General features: G+C 71.4%; 17 protein-coding genes and 2 tRNA genes. 12 read left to right on the top strand and 7 right to left on the bottom strand.

The window, feature by feature from the left end; all coding sequences use genetic code 11:
• Positions 1-245: 245 nt before the first annotated feature.
• A complete protein-coding gene (locus tag DFP74_RS34200; RefSeq protein WP_233570832.1) occupies positions 246-446 on the top strand; it encodes a hypothetical protein in 201 nt (66 codons plus the stop codon).
• Between the two features lie 81 nt (positions 447-527).
• Here DFP74_RS34200 and DFP74_RS06515 read toward each other — a convergent pair.
• A tRNA-Arg gene (locus DFP74_RS06515) sits at positions 528-600 on the bottom strand.
• Positions 601-1,017: 417 nt separating this feature from the next.
• On the opposite strand from DFP74_RS06515, the gene DFP74_RS06510 reads away from it, so the two are divergent.
• Positions 1,018-2,133 (top strand): M15 family metallopeptidase, encoded by a 1,116-nt coding sequence (locus DFP74_RS06510; protein ID WP_121180877.1) that lies wholly within the window; start codon positions 1,018-1,020, stop codon positions 2,131-2,133.
• A 48-nt stretch (positions 2,134-2,181) separates the two neighbouring features.
• Here DFP74_RS06510 and DFP74_RS06505 read toward each other — a convergent pair whose 3' ends face one another.
• The 4 genes from DFP74_RS06505 to DFP74_RS06490 all read right to left on the bottom strand — a co-directional run bounded on the left by DFP74_RS06505 (position 2,182) and on the right by DFP74_RS06490 (position 4,837).
• Positions 2,182-2,586, bottom strand: coding sequence for an MscL family protein (locus DFP74_RS06505; protein WP_121180876.1), 405 nt, complete (start codon positions 2,584-2,586; stop codon positions 2,182-2,184).
• A 136-nt stretch (positions 2,587-2,722) separates the two neighbouring features.
• The gene (locus tag DFP74_RS06500; protein ID WP_121180875.1) at positions 2,723-3,370 is read right to left on the bottom strand and encodes an SAF domain-containing protein; all 648 of its coding nucleotides are present in this window, start codon (positions 3,368-3,370) and stop codon (positions 2,723-2,725) included.
• Between the two features lie 187 nt (positions 3,371-3,557).
• Entirely contained in the window at positions 3,558-3,944 is a 387-nt protein-coding gene (locus DFP74_RS06495) for an FmdB family zinc ribbon protein (protein ID WP_121180874.1), read from the bottom strand.
• A gap of 251 nt (positions 3,945-4,195) precedes the next feature.
• On the bottom strand, positions 4,196-4,837 hold the full coding sequence (locus tag DFP74_RS06490) for a 5-formyltetrahydrofolate cyclo-ligase (protein ID WP_121180873.1): 642 nt from the start codon (positions 4,835-4,837) through the stop codon (positions 4,196-4,198).
• 159 nt (positions 4,838-4,996) lie between these two features.
• Here DFP74_RS06490 and galU point away from each other — a divergent pair, with 159 nt between their 5' ends.
• From galU to DFP74_RS06445, 9 genes are all read left to right on the top strand, one after another.
• A complete protein-coding gene (galU, locus tag DFP74_RS06485) occupies positions 4,997-5,938 on the top strand; it encodes a UTP--glucose-1-phosphate uridylyltransferase GalU (RefSeq protein ID WP_121180872.1) in 942 nt (313 codons plus the stop codon).
• Between the two features lie 129 nt (positions 5,939-6,067).
• The gene (gene glp, locus DFP74_RS06480) at positions 6,068-7,300 is read left to right on the top strand and encodes a gephyrin-like molybdotransferase Glp (RefSeq protein ID WP_121180871.1); all 1,233 of its coding nucleotides are present in this window, start codon (positions 6,068-6,070) and stop codon (positions 7,298-7,300) included.
• A 146-nt stretch (positions 7,301-7,446) separates the two neighbouring features.
• Complete coding sequence (moaC, locus tag DFP74_RS06475; protein WP_121188074.1) at positions 7,447-7,956, top strand: cyclic pyranopterin monophosphate synthase MoaC; 510 nt, start codon at positions 7,447-7,449, stop codon at positions 7,954-7,956.
• Positions 7,949-8,482, top strand: a complete 534-nt coding sequence (locus tag DFP74_RS06470) for a molybdenum cofactor biosynthesis protein B (RefSeq protein ID WP_121180870.1) — start codon at positions 7,949-7,951, stop codon at positions 8,480-8,482. Before moaC ends, DFP74_RS06470 begins: the two co-directional genes overlap by 8 nt.
• 238 nt (positions 8,483-8,720) lie before the next feature.
• The gene (locus DFP74_RS06465) at positions 8,721-9,461 is read left to right on the top strand and encodes a GNAT family N-acetyltransferase (protein WP_121180869.1); all 741 of its coding nucleotides are present in this window, start codon (positions 8,721-8,723) and stop codon (positions 9,459-9,461) included.
• Between the two features lie 395 nt (positions 9,462-9,856).
• Positions 9,857-10,561, top strand: a complete 705-nt coding sequence (locus tag DFP74_RS06460; protein WP_121180868.1) for a hypothetical protein — start codon at positions 9,857-9,859, stop codon at positions 10,559-10,561.
• A gap of 101 nt (positions 10,562-10,662) precedes the next feature.
• Positions 10,663-10,736 (top strand) — tRNA-Ala (locus DFP74_RS06455).
• Positions 10,737-11,087: 351 nt separating this feature from the next.
• Positions 11,088-11,696 (top strand): TetR/AcrR family transcriptional regulator, encoded by a 609-nt coding sequence (locus tag DFP74_RS06450; RefSeq protein WP_121180867.1) that lies wholly within the window; start codon positions 11,088-11,090, stop codon positions 11,694-11,696.
• Positions 11,693-12,103 carry a hypothetical protein gene (locus DFP74_RS06445; protein ID WP_121180866.1) on the top strand — a complete coding sequence of 137 codons (411 nt, stop codon included), beginning with the start codon at positions 11,693-11,695 and terminating at the stop codon, positions 12,101-12,103. The genes DFP74_RS06450 and DFP74_RS06445 overlap by 4 nt, the downstream gene beginning before the upstream one ends.
• Positions 12,104-12,222: 119 nt before the next feature.
• On the opposite strand, the gene DFP74_RS06440 is transcribed toward DFP74_RS06445, so the two are convergent.
• Positions 12,223-12,957: a response regulator transcription factor gene (locus DFP74_RS06440; protein WP_199725515.1), complete on the bottom strand. Its 735-nt coding sequence runs from the start codon at positions 12,955-12,957 to the stop codon at positions 12,223-12,225.
• Between the two features lie 1,058 nt (positions 12,958-14,015).
• On the opposite strand from DFP74_RS06440, the gene DFP74_RS06435 reads away from it, so the two are divergent.
• Positions 14,016-14,552 carry a hypothetical protein gene (locus tag DFP74_RS06435; protein ID WP_121180864.1) on the top strand — a complete coding sequence of 179 codons (537 nt, stop codon included), beginning with the start codon at positions 14,016-14,018 and terminating at the stop codon, positions 14,550-14,552.
• A 13-nt stretch (positions 14,553-14,565) separates the two neighbouring features.
• Here DFP74_RS06435 and DFP74_RS06430 read toward each other — a convergent pair whose 3' ends face one another.
• Positions 14,566-14,871 (bottom strand): sec-independent translocase, encoded by a 306-nt coding sequence (locus DFP74_RS06430; protein ID WP_121180863.1) that lies wholly within the window; start codon positions 14,869-14,871, stop codon positions 14,566-14,568.
• Between the last annotated feature and the right edge of the window lie 110 nt (positions 14,872-14,981).

Below are 14,981 nucleotides of genomic sequence, written 5' to 3'. Positions count from 1 at the left end.
CAGGCGGTGACTTCCACTCCGCACGGCGCAAGGGCGTCAAGGAGGACGGCGCCGGGCTGGAGGAGTTCGTCCTGCGGATCCCCCGCCGCTGGTGGAGGAACTGGGCACCCACTGGCGACGCCGACAGCGCGAGAAGGCCGTCGCCGGTCCGGCCTGGGACGAGACGTGGGACCTGGTGTTCTGCCGTCCCGACGGCAGCCCTATGGGCGGGCGCGCCGACTGGAGCGACTGGAAGGACGTGTTGCGTGTCGCGGGCATACGCGAAGCTCGGTCCACGACGGGCGCCACACGGCGGAACCCTGCTGGCGGCGCTGCGCATCGATCCCAAGACGATTCAGCAGGTCCTGGGCCACTCGCAGCTGTCGCAGACCGCCCGCTACATCCACGCCAGCAACGAACTCACCCGCGGAGCGGTGGACCGGACGGGAGAAGCACTGTGGGGATGACCCGGAAACCGAGACCACAACTGAGACCAGAACTTCGGCCTGGGGTCCCCCTCCGAGAGAGAAACCCCAGGTCACACTGTGCGGCCCCAGCAGGATTCGAACCTGCGACACCCGCTTTAGGAGAGCGGTGCTCTATCCCCTGAGCTATGGAGCCTCGCGGACGAGGGCCAGAGGACGCCCATCGCCAGGCCAAGACTAACCCAGGATCCGGGTGGATGGGGAGCCGTTCGGTGTCCCCCGGGCGCTTCGTGGGGACGCTGAGGTCGGGGCGGAGTACGCTGGCCTACGATTGGTTGTCCTTGCGGCGGTGTGACGTTGTTCATAGTGCGTGCGGCCGTCAGACGGCGCACGGATCAGCGGCACTCGTCGCCGGTGTTCGGGGTTCGCAGTTGAGGCCACTGTGACCTGGCCTGATATCAGGTGTCAGAGGGTGCGACCGTCGTAGGGCGCGAAATTATACCGATCAGAGACCCTCTGACGGTTCGGCTCCGTGTGACCGCATGTGGACATGTAGTACGTTGCGTTGCGGCCACGGGTAGGTGTTCGAGGAAAAGCAGCCGGAGGATCATTCGTGCCGTTCACTTCTGATTCGGCGCGGCGGGGGTCCCGCGTACCGGGTACTAGCGGGGTGCCGACCACGTTCGCGGCGTTTTCCCACGGGCGGGTGCGACTCGCGCAGGCGCTGGCACTCGTCATCGCCACCACGCTGCTCGTCGTTCCACCGGTGCCGGGGGCGATGCCCTCGGCCGCGGCACAGGACCTGGAGGAACTGCGCGAGCAGGCGGAGGCCGCCGCGGAGGAGTTGGAGCAGGCCACCGAGGAACAGGCCGAACGCGCGGAGGCCCTGGAGGGCGCCCAGGAGGAGCTCGTCGGGACCATCCACGAGCTCCAGCAGACCGAGGCCGAGCTCAACGACATGCGCGAACCCCTCGCCCGGTTGGCCAGCATGCTCTACCAGCAGCCCAGCGGCGGTGTGCTGGCGGTCCTGGCCTCCGGCTCACTCGACGACGACCTGCTGACGCAGTCCTACGCGGCCAAGCTCTCCGAGGACAACCAGGTCCTCATCCAGGACGCCACGGACCTGCGCGCGGAACAGGTGGAGCTGACCAGCGAGGCGCAGGAGCTGCAGACCGCCACCCAGTTGGAGCAGGCCGAGCTGGCCGCCGACGTGGAGGAGCTGCGCGAGCTGTCGGAGACCCGCACCGAGGAGCTGACCAGCGAGCTGGACGCCCGGGGCCTGGACCTGGAGACCTACATGGCGGCCGGCGATTGCGACGCCGGTGCCGCCTCCAAGGCCAACGGCTACCCCAACGGCCTGCTGCCGCAGGAGGCGCTGTGCTCCCTCTACGACGACAAGTTCCTGCGAGCCGACGCCGCCGTGGACTTCCTCATGCTCAACCAGAAGTACGTGGAGGAGTACGGCGAGAACATGTGCATCACCAGCGCCTACCGCGACCTGCCCAACCAGCAGCGTGTGTACGGCGAGGTCGCACCCGGCTTCGCGGCCGTTCCCGGCACGAGTAACCACGGCCTGGGCCAGGCACTCGACCTCGGCTGCGGTATCCAGAACTTCCGTTCGGAACGCTGGAACTGGATGGAGGCCAACGGCGGGGAGTACGGCTGGCACCACCCGGCCTGGGCCAAGTCCAGTCCGTTCGAGCCGTGGCACTGGGAGTACAGCGGCTGACGGTCATGAGCCACGGGGGCGGTCCACACGGGCCGCCCCCGCCGTGTGTCAGACGGTCTCCGGCTGCACTTCACTGGTGCAGGAAGGGCACCGCGTCGCCTGCTTGTCGATGCCGGTGAGGCAGAAGGGGCAGGACCGCGTGCTGGCCTCCTCCGCCCTGGCGAACCTCTCCAGGAGCGTGCCGATCGGCATCACCACGAAGAAGTAGAGGATCGCCGCGGTGAGCAGGAACGAGACGAGCGCGTCGATGAACGCGCCGTACAGGAACCTGCTGCCGTTGATCTCGAAGTAGAGGTCGGAGAAGGTGGGGACGCCTCCGAAGATCCCGATGAGCGGGGTGATGAACCCTTCGGTGAACGCCGTGATGAGGTTGGCGAAGACCGCGCCGATCACGACCGCGACGGCCAGCTGCACCAGGTTGCCCTGGAGCAGGAACTTCTTGAAGCCTTCCATGGGAACAGTCCTACGTTCTCGAGTTGTGTGTGCGGGGATGCCCGGTCCCGCCGACTCGCACCCCGGGGGTCGGGTGGACATGTCCGGAGTACCCGGGACAAGAGCCTGACCAGCTTTCACCACGATTGGTCGCCGGTCAACCGCGAATGGTGATGGACAGGCGGGACAGTGCCGCGTGCCCGGCCAGCTCCCGGGCCTCGGCCGGGGTGGCCGCGATGAGGATGAGCGCTCCGCCCTCCCCGCCGCCCTCGACCGCGGGCAGGGCCAGGACGGGGCGGTCGGTCACCACCTCCGCGGCCGGACCGGCACGGGCGGGCGGGAGGTCGCCGGCGCCGGTCGCGGCGAGCACGTCCACCCGGCTCCCGGGGGAGAGCAGCGCGACGGCTCCGGGGTCGGCGACGCGCACGGGCACCGCGACCAGGTCCGGGCCGTGGGCTCCGGCGGGCGGATCCGTCAGGCGGGCGTCGGTGATGACCTCGCCCATCCGGACCGGTGCGTTGAGCGTGCGTCCCTCGGTCCGCGAGGCGGGCGTCAGGGCGCCCTGGGGCACCGCCGCGGCGGGCAGCGCGCGGGTGGTGAGGTCCCCGGCGGAGACGGGGGAGGAGGCGTCCAGGTCCCGGGCGGCGACGAGGACCTCGGCGGCGGGAGCGGAGAGGGGGCGTACGGCCAGGACGGCGCCCAGGAGCGCCGCGGCGGCCAGGAGGGTGGCGATGACACGCCGGTGCCGGTCCACCAGTCGCGTGAGGAGGCGGCGGTGCCGGTAGGGAGGTGCTGCGTCGGCCATACGTCAACGCTAGGCCGGACATCGGCGCCCGGGCGGTGATCCACAGGGTCGATCATACGGAGGGGCGCGGTCCGGGCGCGCTCACGCGCTCACGCGCGGCGGCGCGGCGACGGGGCGGCCCGCGGGGACGCCAACGCGCCGCCGAGGGCTCGGCGGCGCGGTCACGCGGTCAACGGCCGCGGCGAGCTCAGCTCGCGGCGGCGGCGCTGCTGGTGCTGCTGCTACTGGCCGGCGTACCGGCGGCGGACGAGCCGCTCGACGGCGCGGCGGAGTCGGAGGAAGAGGACTTCGCGGAGTCCGCGGAGGTGCTCGCGGCGGCCGGGGCGTCGGCCTTGGTGCCGTTCGCGCCGCTGTCCTTGCCCTCACCGGAGCCGGTCACGACGGAGCTGTTGGAGGACTTGCCGCTGTCGGTGCGGTAGAAGCCGGAACCCTTGAACACGATGCCGACGGCGGAGTACACCTTGCGCAGGCGTCCCTCGCACTCGGGGCAGACGGTCAGGGAGTCGTCGCTGAAGCTCTGTACGACCTCCATCTGGGCGCCGCACTCTGTGCACGCGTACTGATACGTAGGCACTGTTCGGGTCCTCCTATGCTGGCACTCTCGCCCGTTGACTGCTAAATAGTACGCGGTCGCCGACCGGGGCGGTGACAGCACCTCACCCGAAGCACGCACGTGGGGGCCGCGGTACCGGGCCCTCGGCGTCGTCGGGCGCGACCGTCAGCGTCAACGCCGCGCACCGGCCGCTTAATCCCCGCCCGTCCCCGCACGCGATCGGCCGCCTGGTTCCCGCCCGTCCCGCCCGGCCCTGCCGCTCCCGCCCGGCCTCAGCGGCCGGTGCGGCCGGTGCGGTCGGGCCACACGGGGGACGCCGGGTCGAACACGTGGAGTCCGCCGCCCGGCGTGAGCACCGCGTCCACGGGGCGGTCGTGCGGCTCCGCGGGGACCCGCTCCACCCACTCCTGGTCGTGCACCAGCGCGATCGCCGGGGCGTGCGGGCCCTTGGCGGCCAGCGCGCGGTCGTAGCAGCCCGCGCCGCGGCCCAGGCGCATGCCGGACCGGTCCACCGCCAGGGCCGGGCACACCACCGCGTCCGCCCTGGCCAGCGCCTGGGGGCCGTACCGCCGCCCGGTCGGCTCAAGCAGCCCGTGCCCCGCCTCCGCCAGGCTCTCGGGGCCGTCGAAGGACGCCCAGTCCAGTGCGCCCCCGGGTAGGAAGACCGGCAGCAGCACGTACGTGCCGCGCTTCCACAGCGCGTTCACCAGCCCCCGCGTGTCCGGCTCGCCGCCCACGGAGTAGTAGCACGCCACCGTGCCGGCCATCGCCAGCCACGGCACCGCCATCAGCGTGTCCCGGACCGCGGACCCCGCCCGCGCCCGCTCCGAGGCGCCCCTGGCCCGCCGTTCGGCCAGGATCCGGCGGCGCAGCTCCCGCTTGGCGGACCGGTCGCGGTCCCCTTCGTCACTCATGGGGTCAGTGTGTCATCAGCGCATCACGACACGTCCGTTCGCTCATGGTGAACATCCGGTTGCGGAATCCGGTCCTTCGTCCGAAACCGCCGGGACTTCTTGTCATCAGTGCCGGTGTGGAGCCCACGACGCGATGACCGACTGTCCTACAGTGCCGACATGAGTGCCGACACCGAGCAGACACGACCCCGTTCCTCGCGCCTCCCCGTCACCAAGGCGGTCGTGCCCGCGGCCGGACTGGGCACGCGATTCCTTCCCGCGACCAAGGCCACTCCCAAGGAGATGCTGCCGATCGTGGACAAGCCCGCCATCCAGTACGTCGTGGAGGAGGCCGTCGCGGCCACGCTCCGCGACGTCCTGATGATCACGGGCCGCAACAAGCGTTCCATCGAGGACCACTTCGACCGCGCCTACGAGCTGGAGGAGGCGCTCACGGTCAAGGGCGACGACGAGCGCCTGCGGTCGGTGCGCGAGTCCGACGGCCTCGCCCAGATGCACTACGTCCGCCAGGGCGACCCGCGCGGCCTGGGGCACGCCGTGCTGTGCGCCGAGGCGCACGTGGGCGACAACCCCTTCGCCGTCCTGCTCGGCGACGACCTCATCGAGTCCGCCGACCTGCTGCGCCGCATGATCGAGGTGCGCGAGGAGCACGGCGGCAGCGTGGTCGCCCTCATGGAGGTCGAACCGGAACAGGTCTCCCTCTACGGCTGCGCCGGGATCGAGCCCACCGACGAGGCCGACGTCGTCACCGTCACCGACCTGGTGGAGAAGCCCGCCCCCGAGCAGGCCCCGAGCCGGTGGGCGATCATCGGCCGCTACGTGTGCGACCCGGCCGTCTTCCCCGTGCTGCACGAGACCCCGCCCGGCCGCGGGGGCGAGATCCAGCTGACCGACGCCCTGCGCGAGCTGGCCCGCCGCAAGCCCGAGGACGGCGGCACGGTGCGCGGCGTGCTCTTCCGCGGCCGCCGCTACGACACCGGCAACAAGGCCGACTACATCCGCACCGTCGTGGACTTCGCGTGCCGCCGGCCGGACCTGCGGGCCGAGCTGCTGCCCTGGCTGCGGGAGTTCGTCGAGCGCCAGGAGTCCGGGCGGGACTGACGGCCCGGCGAGCCCCGCCCCGGCCGGGCTCGCGGCACCCGGTCCGGAGACGGGGACAATGGGAAACCGGTCACCTCCAGAGGGCGGGGAGGTGGCCACACGGACCCACGACCCCCGGAGGACCATCCAGTGAAGACCGTTGAACAGCACATCACGGACATCCTGGGGCTGATCGCGGCACCCGAGCCCACCGAACTCGACCTGCTGCGCGCGCACGGCGCCGTGCTCGCCGCGGACGTCGTGTCCCCGGTGGACCTGCCCGGCTTCGACAACTCCTCCATGGACGGCTACGCCGTGTGCGCCGCCGACCTGGAGAAGGCCGCCCCCGACGCCCCCGTCCGGCTCCCCGTCGTCGCCGACATCCCCGCGGGCGACGCCACGCCCACGGCCGTGCGGCCGGGCCTGTGCGCCCGCATCATGACCGGGGCGCCCCTGCCCGCCGGCGCCGACGCCGTCGTTCCCGTCGAGTGGACCGACGGCGGCACCGTCACTGTCGGCGTGGACCGCCCGGTACGCGTCGGCAACGCCATCCGGCGCGCGGGGGACGACGTCCGCGAGGGCACCACCGTGCTGCGCTCCGGTGTGCGCCTGGGCCCGGGAGAGATGGGCGTCCTGGCGGCGGTCGGCCGCCGGACCGTCCCCGTCTACCCGCGCCCCCGCGTCGTGGTGCTCTCCACGGGGGAGGAGCTCGTCGAACCCGGACGCCCGCTCGGACACGGCCAGATCTGGGAGTCCAACAGCTTCATGATCGCGGCCGCCGCCCGTGAGGCGGGCTGCGACGTCCACCGGCACGGATTCGTCGGCGACGACCCCGCCACGGTGATGGAGACCCTCGAAGGCCTGCTGGGGCGGGCCGACGTCATCGTCACCACGGGCGGCGTCAGCATGGGCGCCTACGACGTGGTCAAGGAGGTCCTGAGCCGGCTGGGCACCGTCCAGTTCACCCAGGTGGCCGTGCAGCCCGGCAAGCCGCAGGGGTTCGGCACCGTGGGGCCGGAGGGGACGCCGATCATCACCCTGCCGGGCAACCCCGTCAGCGCCTACGTCTCCTTCCAGGTCTTCGTGCTCCCGGCCCTGCGCAGGCTCCGCGGCCTGGAGCCCCGGTCGCTGCCCACGACACGCGCGGCCCTGACCACCGCGGTGACCTCGCCGCCCGGCCGCCGCTCCTACCTGCGCGCCGTGCTGTCCGAGGAGTCCGAGGGCGCGACCGCGGGCCGCACCGTCTCCCCGGCCTCGCGCCAGGGATCCCACCAGCTCTCCGCCCTGGCCGGCGCCAACGCCCTCGTCGTGGTGCCCGAGGACACCACCGAGCTGCCCGAGGGCGCGGTCGTGGAGGTTGTCCTGCTGCCCGAGCTGCCCTGACCGGAGCCCCGGCCGGTCCGCGACCGACCCACGGCCCGCACACGGGCGCGCGGTGCCGTACCTTCATGGTGGGCGCGGCACGGCGCGCCCACGCGGCCGACCCCACCGGTGGGCCGCGTTCGGCGTTCGAGCGGAAACTGGCCACGATGAGCGACACCCCACGGCCGGCGGGGGCCGACCACCCCTCCGGCTTCACCCACCTGAACGAGTCCGGCGCGGCGCGCATGGTCGACGTCTCGGCCAAGACGGTGAGCGCGCGGACGGCGACGGCCACCGGCCGGGTCCTGCTCACCCCCGAGGCGGTCGCGGCGCTGCGGGGCGGCGAGGTGCCCAAGGGCGACGCCCTGGCGGTCGCCCGGATCGCCGGGATCCAGGGGGCCAAGCGCACGCCCGACCTGGTGCCCCTGTGCCACCCGATCGCGGTGCACGGCGTGGACGTCGACCTCACCGTGGTCGACGAGGGTGTGGAGATCAGCGCCACGGTGCGCACGGCCGACCGCACCGGTGTGGAGATGGAGGCCCTGACCTGTGTCATGACCGCGGCCCTCGGCCTGGTCGACATGGTCAAGGCGCTCGACCCCGAGGCCGAGGTGACCCGGGTCCGGGTCGAGGAGAAGACGGGCGGCAAGAAGGGCCACTGGAGGCGCGGTGAGTGAGCGCCAGGAGGCCTCCGCGCCGCGCGTCGCCGTCATCACGGCCTCCAACCGGGCGGCGGCGGGCGTCTACCCCGACCGGTCGGGGCCGGTCCTCACCGAGCGGCTGAGCGCGCTCGGCTGCTCCGTTCTGGGCCCCTGGGTGGTCCCGGACGGCGCCCCCGTGGCCGAGGCGATCACCCGCGCACTGCACGCCGGCGCGGACGCCGTGATCACGAGCGGGGGGACCGGGCTCACCCCGCAGGACCACACGCCCGAGGTGACCCGGCCGCTGCTGGCCTACGAGATCCCCGGAATCGCCGAGGCGCTGCGCGCGGCCGGACGGGAGAAGGGTGTCGCCACCGCGATCCTCTCGCGGGGCCTGGCGGGCGTGGCCGAGCACGAGGGCCACCGGATGCTCGTGGTCAACCTGCCCGGCTCCACGGGCGGTGTGAAGGACGGGATGGCCGTGCTGGAACCGGTCCTGCTGCACGCGCTGGACCAGATCCGGGGCGGCGACCACGCGCCCGCTAATCACATCGGACAATGACCGGAATCACACCTCGGGCATTCCGTACGCGGGCAATTCCTTGACCCGGGCTTCGGTTTTGGTGGGCGACTAGTCGAGTTTTGAATCGACCGATTCTCGGACGGCGGGGGTGACGCGCGCCACGTCACACCCATGGGGTGGAATACTGGAAGGCGTCACCGTCAACAGGGGTCCCGGGGGTGCCGGGGCCGGTGTCGAAGCCCGGGACGGCGGCGCCGCAGGCATCGGAGGGACGGTCGTGAATCGCAGGCAAGGGTGGCCCGTCACCCTCAGGGAAGGGTCGGTCGTGCTGCGCCCGCTGCGTCTTCGCGACGCCGTCGCCCTGCGCGACACCCGCGCCCGCAACGAGGAATGGTTGCGGCCCTGGGAACCCACCTATCCGGAGATGCCGCTGCGCACCACCGGGCTCTCGCCCTACATCGCCATGCTGCAGGCGATCCGCAGGGAGGCGCGCCAGGGGCTCTCCATGCCCTGGGCGATCACCTACGACGGGCTCTTCGTCGGCCAGCTGACGGTGGGCGCCATCGTGTGGGGGTCGGCCCGATCGGCCCAGGTCGGCTACTGGGTCGACAGCGGCCACGCGGGCCGCGGGATCACGCCGACGGCGGTCGCGCTCGCGGTCGACCACGCGTTCTTCCACGTCGGACTGCACCGGGTCGAGGCCAACATCCGACCGGAGAACCGGGCGAGCCGGCGCGTCGTGGCCAAACTGGGCTTTCGCGACGAGGGGGTGCGGCGGCGCCAGCTGCACATCGACGGCGCCTGGCGCGACCACATCTGCTACGCCGTCACCGCGGAGGAAGTGCCCCACGGCCTGCTGCGCAGATGGCGCGACGGGACTCCCGCGGGCCCGGGCGGCACGCCGGGGGAGCCGCCGGGCGTGCCCGGTTCCGACCCTGGTTCCGCTTTGGGGTCCGAGGGCCCGAACGGCGGCGGTGATCCGCGTGATCCGGCGAGCCCACAGCCGGGGTCGAACTGAACACGACGCGACCACCGGTGCATCCGGAGCCTAAACCTCTCTTTAGTCACATTGACTCATTACTTTGCGTTGAATTGGTGTCGCGCTCCGAAGTCACTGTCTGACCTGGGTTTTCCCGATCCCAGGATGGCCGACCGAAACTAAGGGTCCACAATCTTGCGACACTCCGGTCAGAATGTGGCGCATTTATGGACACGGGGTCGTACCGTGCGGAACATAGACGCATTGACGATGCGGCCAACGCGTGGATATGGCTCACGGGATTCGGGACCGGTCCGAGGGGGATCGGGAACGAAGTCCGGCCGGGGGGCATCCAACCCCGAAGGCGTTCCACACGGCGCGGTGTCAGCCAGGCGTCGACCAATGTTCAGTGGCCGTCATCGTGAGGAGGGGTGATGAGCAGCTCCCCTCTGTACCTCGCCATCGTGGTGGTGTGGCTCATCGTGCTCGTGCCGATGCTCCTGCGCAAGGACTCGGCGGACGCCTACGACCACCACCGCGAGGATGAGGACACCGAGGACGCCGAGGTCCAGGGCGAGGACATGGTCGGCCGCGAGGCCGCTGACGCCATGGGCGAAGCCGGCGACCTCGACCGGACCGACGGCGCCGAGGACCGCGACGCGGACGAGGAACGGGCCGACGAGGGCGGGATCGGGGCGAACGAACGGGTCGAGGGCTCGCGGGCCGACCGGCCGGCTCGGACGGCGGACCCCCGCCGGGGCCGTCACCGCGTCGGGCGCGAGTCGCGCGGACGGGTCATCGCCCGGCGGCGCCGGCGCACGAGCGGCCTGCTCCTGGTGACCCTCGCCACGATCGTCGCGGTCGCGTTCGGGCTCGGGCCGTGGTGGGTCATCGCCCCGCCCGCGCTCCTACTCGTGGGCCACCTGGCGCTCCTGCGCGAGGCGGCCAAGGCCGACGCCGAACGCCGCGAGGCGATCCGGCGGGCACGACGCCGTGCGGTCGTCCTGGCCCGCAGGGTCGAGGAAGAAGAGGAACGCCGCGACGCCGAGCGCCTGGCCCAGGTCATCGCGCTCCAGGAACGGCGCAGCCAGGTGTACGACCAGTACGCCGACGCGCGGCTCCGGGCCGCCGGGGACTGACGGCGGCGGCCCGCCTCCCCACGGCGCGGGCGCCGACGGGAGGCGGGCGGTCGCGGTTCGGACCATCGAAGATTTCCTGCTAGGCTGTGTCTCGTCTTCAAGGGGCTATGGCGCAGTCCGGTAGCGCACCTCGTTCGCATCGAGGGGGTCTGGGGTTCAAATCCCCATAGCTCCACCGAAGGTCAAGAGGCCCTGTTCCCATCGGGAACAGGGCCTCTGTCGTATGTCCACGGCGCCGCGGAACGGCCGGGGCGGGCACGGCGCCTCGGGCGGTCGTCCGGCGCACATGGGCGAGGGCCCGTCCCCGATGGGGCGGGCCCTCGCGCGGTCCCGGTCCGGTGCGTTGTCGCTGTTCCCTGGGCGGGCGGTCTCCGGACCGGAGCCTCGAGTGTCACCGGCGAAGCTGCTATCCCCTGTGGCGGGGCGGCCGGACACGCCCTCACCCTACATCCCAGGGCCGGGAACGCCTGAGGCCTCGGTCATGCGTCATCTTTACAGTGGTAACTTTCCAGCGTATAGTTTGAGCATGGCAGACGCATACCACCATGGAAACCTGCGGGCCGCCGTCCTGGAGAAGGCGGCCGAGGTCATCGAACGCGAAGGCCCCTACTCGTTCAGCCTGCGTTCGCTCGCCGCCGACCTGGGCGTCAGCCACACGGCGCCCCGGCACCACTTCGGCGGACGTGAGGGCGTCCTCAACGCCCTGGCGGTCGAGGGCTTCCAGGAGTTGGCCGAGACCATGCGCTCGGCACGCGCGAGCGGCGGATCGCTGCTGGACGCCGGGGTCGCCTACGTGCGCTTCGCCGTGGAGCACCCCGGCCACTTCCAGGTGATGTTCGCCCCCAGGCTGCTGGACCACGATGACGCCGAGCTCGCCGCCGCCAGCGGGGCGGCCTTCGCCGAGCTCACCGGCGGAGTCGACACCCTGAGCGAGCGCGGGGTCGCCGTCGAGGACTCGGCGGCGGCCGTGGTGGCCGGGTGGGCGATCGTGCACGGCATCGCCACCCTGGCGCTCAACGGGAACCTGGACACCTCCGGGGTCAGGGCCCTGTTCGCCGACACCGACCTGCTCACCATCACCCGGCGCAGCGCCGGTCTGCTCTTCCACTCTCCTACCGATGGGGAATCCCCATGACCTCCGCGTATCTCATCTCGTCCGGCGTCATCCTCCTCACCGTCGTGGGCATCGCCTACGGCGGGACCTTCCTGCTGCGGGTGGTCGACCGCACGGTCCCCGTCAACGAGCTCCAGCGGACGTACTTCCGGGCCGGGCACGCCCACGCGGGCATCCTGGTGATCCTGGCGCTCGTGATCCGCCTGCTGCTGCAGGACGACGCGGTCCCGGTGTGGAGCCGCGCCATGGGCGACCTCGTGCTCGTGGCGGCCGTCCTGATGCCCGCCGGCTTCTTCCTGTCGGTCATCGGCCGCGACCCGGCCGGCCCCAACCGGCTCCGCGCGCTCATCTGGCTGGGTGCGGGCAGTCTGGTGCTGGGCCTGGTCGCCGCGGGGGTCGGGCTCATCGTCGGGGGCGCCTCACTCTGACGGGAGCGGGGTGCGCGCCCGGGCAGGGCCGCGGACGGGCCTCAGGACCCGGGCGGGCCTCAGGGCCGCGGACGGGCCTCAGCGTCCCGGTGGCCCGCCGGCGCGCACGGCGCGGGGCCTCAGGTGACGTACTCCGCCCGGACCGCGTAGATGGCGGCCTCGGTGCGCGAGTGCACCTGGAGCTTCTCCAGGATGTTGCGCACGTGGTTCTTCACGGTGTTCTCGGTGATGAACAGGCGCTCGCCGATCTCCCGGTTGTTCAGCGACCGGGCCAGCAGCTTGAGGACCTCGGTCTCCCGGGGCGTGAGCTGGGGCATGGCCGGCCGGCTGGGCGGCGAGCTCTCCTGTTTGGCCAGCTCGGCGAACTCCCCGATGAGCTTGGTGGCCATCGCCGAGTTGATGAAGGACTGCCCGTCGGCGATGGTGCGCACCGCGCGGGGCAGGTCGGTCACCGAGATCTCCTTGAGCAGGTAACCGGTCGCACCCGCCTTGAGGGCGTCGAAGAGGTCGGACTCCTCGTCGCTCATCGTCAGCATGACGAACTTGGTGTGCGGCACCGCCTCGCGGATGCGCGGGCAGGCGTCGATGCCGCTGGAGTGCGGCATCATCACGTCCATGAGGACCACGTCGGGCCGTAGCTCGGTGGCCAGGCGGATCGCCTCCTCACCGTCCCCGGCCTCGCTGACGACGCTGATGTCCTCCTCCTCGTCCAGGACGGACACCAGGCCGCGGCGGAAGAAGGCGTGGTCGTCCACGACCAGGACGCGGATCGGCCGCACGCGCGGGGTCCCTGCGGGCGTCGGTGTGTCCGCGACGCGGGTGAAAGGGGCGGGACTCGGGGGGTGCGGGCTCACGGCGGTTGCCTTCCTCGCGTGTCACAGCCGGGGGCGGACTCCACGGACCCGGCCCGGGCCGGGCGTCGGACGGTGCGGGGAGCACCGTCTTGGGGTGGGTCTTTCCACTTTAGGGGCGCTTCTTGCACTCTGTGGGCGTAACGAAGCAACTTACCGGGCGGTACCCATCTCAGCTCGTCGGAAAACGGGACCAATAACACTTTCGCTGCCGCGTCACCTCTCGGTGCCGACCCGATCCCGCACGGTCAAAGACCGATGCCATAATCCATTTATGTCGCGACCGAAACCAGGACGCGGAGTCGCACAAGCCCGCCGCCGTCAGGCTTCGGGGCCTCTGGGCGGCCGTGACGGACCGTGGCGGACTGGTGAATGCGGTGCTCATGTGAGCATAGTCCGGGAGGTCGGATTTATTCGTGAGTGTCCGGGTGGTCCTGCCTGGAACGACCCGTTCGCACTTTCGATTTCCGTGGGACGCGGCGGGCCGTGTATTAGTGGAACCCGGCCGATCGCGCATTGACGGATCGTTGCTGTGCGTAATCGAGCAAGGAATGTTTTTGCCGGTACCGGCCGTTGTTTTTGCAGGTCAGTGGGGAGGGGGCTTGTCGCGTTCATGAATGCGAACCCGTCTGAGCTGCGGTAATGCCGACCCGAGGTGTTAATCGGTCTTCGCCGGTCGAACCTTTGGTGGGGTGTCGGCCATGGTGGGGTGAATATTCCCCCTTGGGTCTTGTGGAACACACGCCGATGGTCCATCTTGGATCCGGGATGGGCTGGGAACCACGAGAAAGGTTGATGCCATGACTACGCATACCCTGAACGCCAGGAACGGCTCCGGCTGGAGCTGGCAGTAACCAGTCCACGGCGGGCCCCGGTCGAGCCCGTCTGTTGTGGGCCCGGCCGATCCGCGGATCGGCCGGGCCCTTTTCCGTGGCCGCCGCCGGTCATTCGGCGACCCCCGCAGAGAGCCGGATTTGGGTCGCGGGCCTCGCGGGTAGGGATCCACTGACGACCCGGTCCCTCCCGGACCGCGCCGACCGTGAAGGGACGGCGGATCACCCGTGACCGAGCCCCGCCAGGAACCCGGCGGCCCCCAGTACCCCGAGGAAGCCGAGACGATCGGCGGCTACGAGCCGCCGGCTCCGACGGCGCACCCGCCGCCGCGGCCCCGACCCACCGTGGAACCCGTCCCGGACGAGGAAGCGCCGCCGGTGGCCGCGGAGCGCTTCCGCCGCACCAGTCCCGCCCGCCGCAAGGTCATTCCCGCGCGCCGCGCCGGGGGGCACTGGCGGCTCCTGAGCGGCACGCTCACCTACGTGATGGTGGTCGGCGGGATGGCCGACTACGTCGAGCCCGGGACCCGCGCCGTCGCCCACCTGGTGTTCTGGGTGCTCATCGGCGCGGCGTTCCTCATCTCCACCGAACGCGAGCGCAGGCACGACTGGACCCCGGCCCCGCGCTGGCCGTGGCCGGCGGCGGCCTTGGGCGGAGCGCTGGTGGTGGAAGTCCTGGTCCTGCTGGTGGGATCCCCGGCCATCATCGTCGGATCACTGATCCTGTTGGGCCTGGGGCTGTTCGTCCTGATGCTCTTCGGCTGAGGCCGGGCAGGGCTCAGGTCGCCTCGCTGTCGAACGGGGGGCGCTTGCCGTTGAGACGGCCGGCCGGCTTGCGCTCGGGCTCGTCGTCCTCCCAGAAGTGCTTCTGCACGAAGCGCTTGGGGTTGAGGTCCGCGACGTCCAGGTCCTTGAACTCCGGGCCCAGCCCCTCCTTGAGGTCGCTGGTGGCCGAGTTGGCCATGGTCCGCAGCTGGCGCAGCACACGACCGACCTGCTGCGCGGCCTTGGGAAGCTGATCGGGGCCGAAGATGAGCAGGCCGAGGACAAGAAGGAGACCGATCTCCCCCCAACTGAGACTCATGGCTGACCCCGTCTCTCGTGTTCCGACCGGCTACAACGAGGTTACCGGTATCGGTGCCGATGGGTAACCATGTCCAGATCACATGCATAGCACGGTCGGCCCTCGCACGA

It is taken from the genome of Nocardiopsis sp. Huas11, from assembly GCF_003634495.1.
GTDB lineage: Bacteria > Actinomycetota > Actinomycetes > Streptosporangiales > Streptosporangiaceae > Nocardiopsis.
This window is presented reverse-complemented; position numbering and strand designations above follow the sequence as displayed.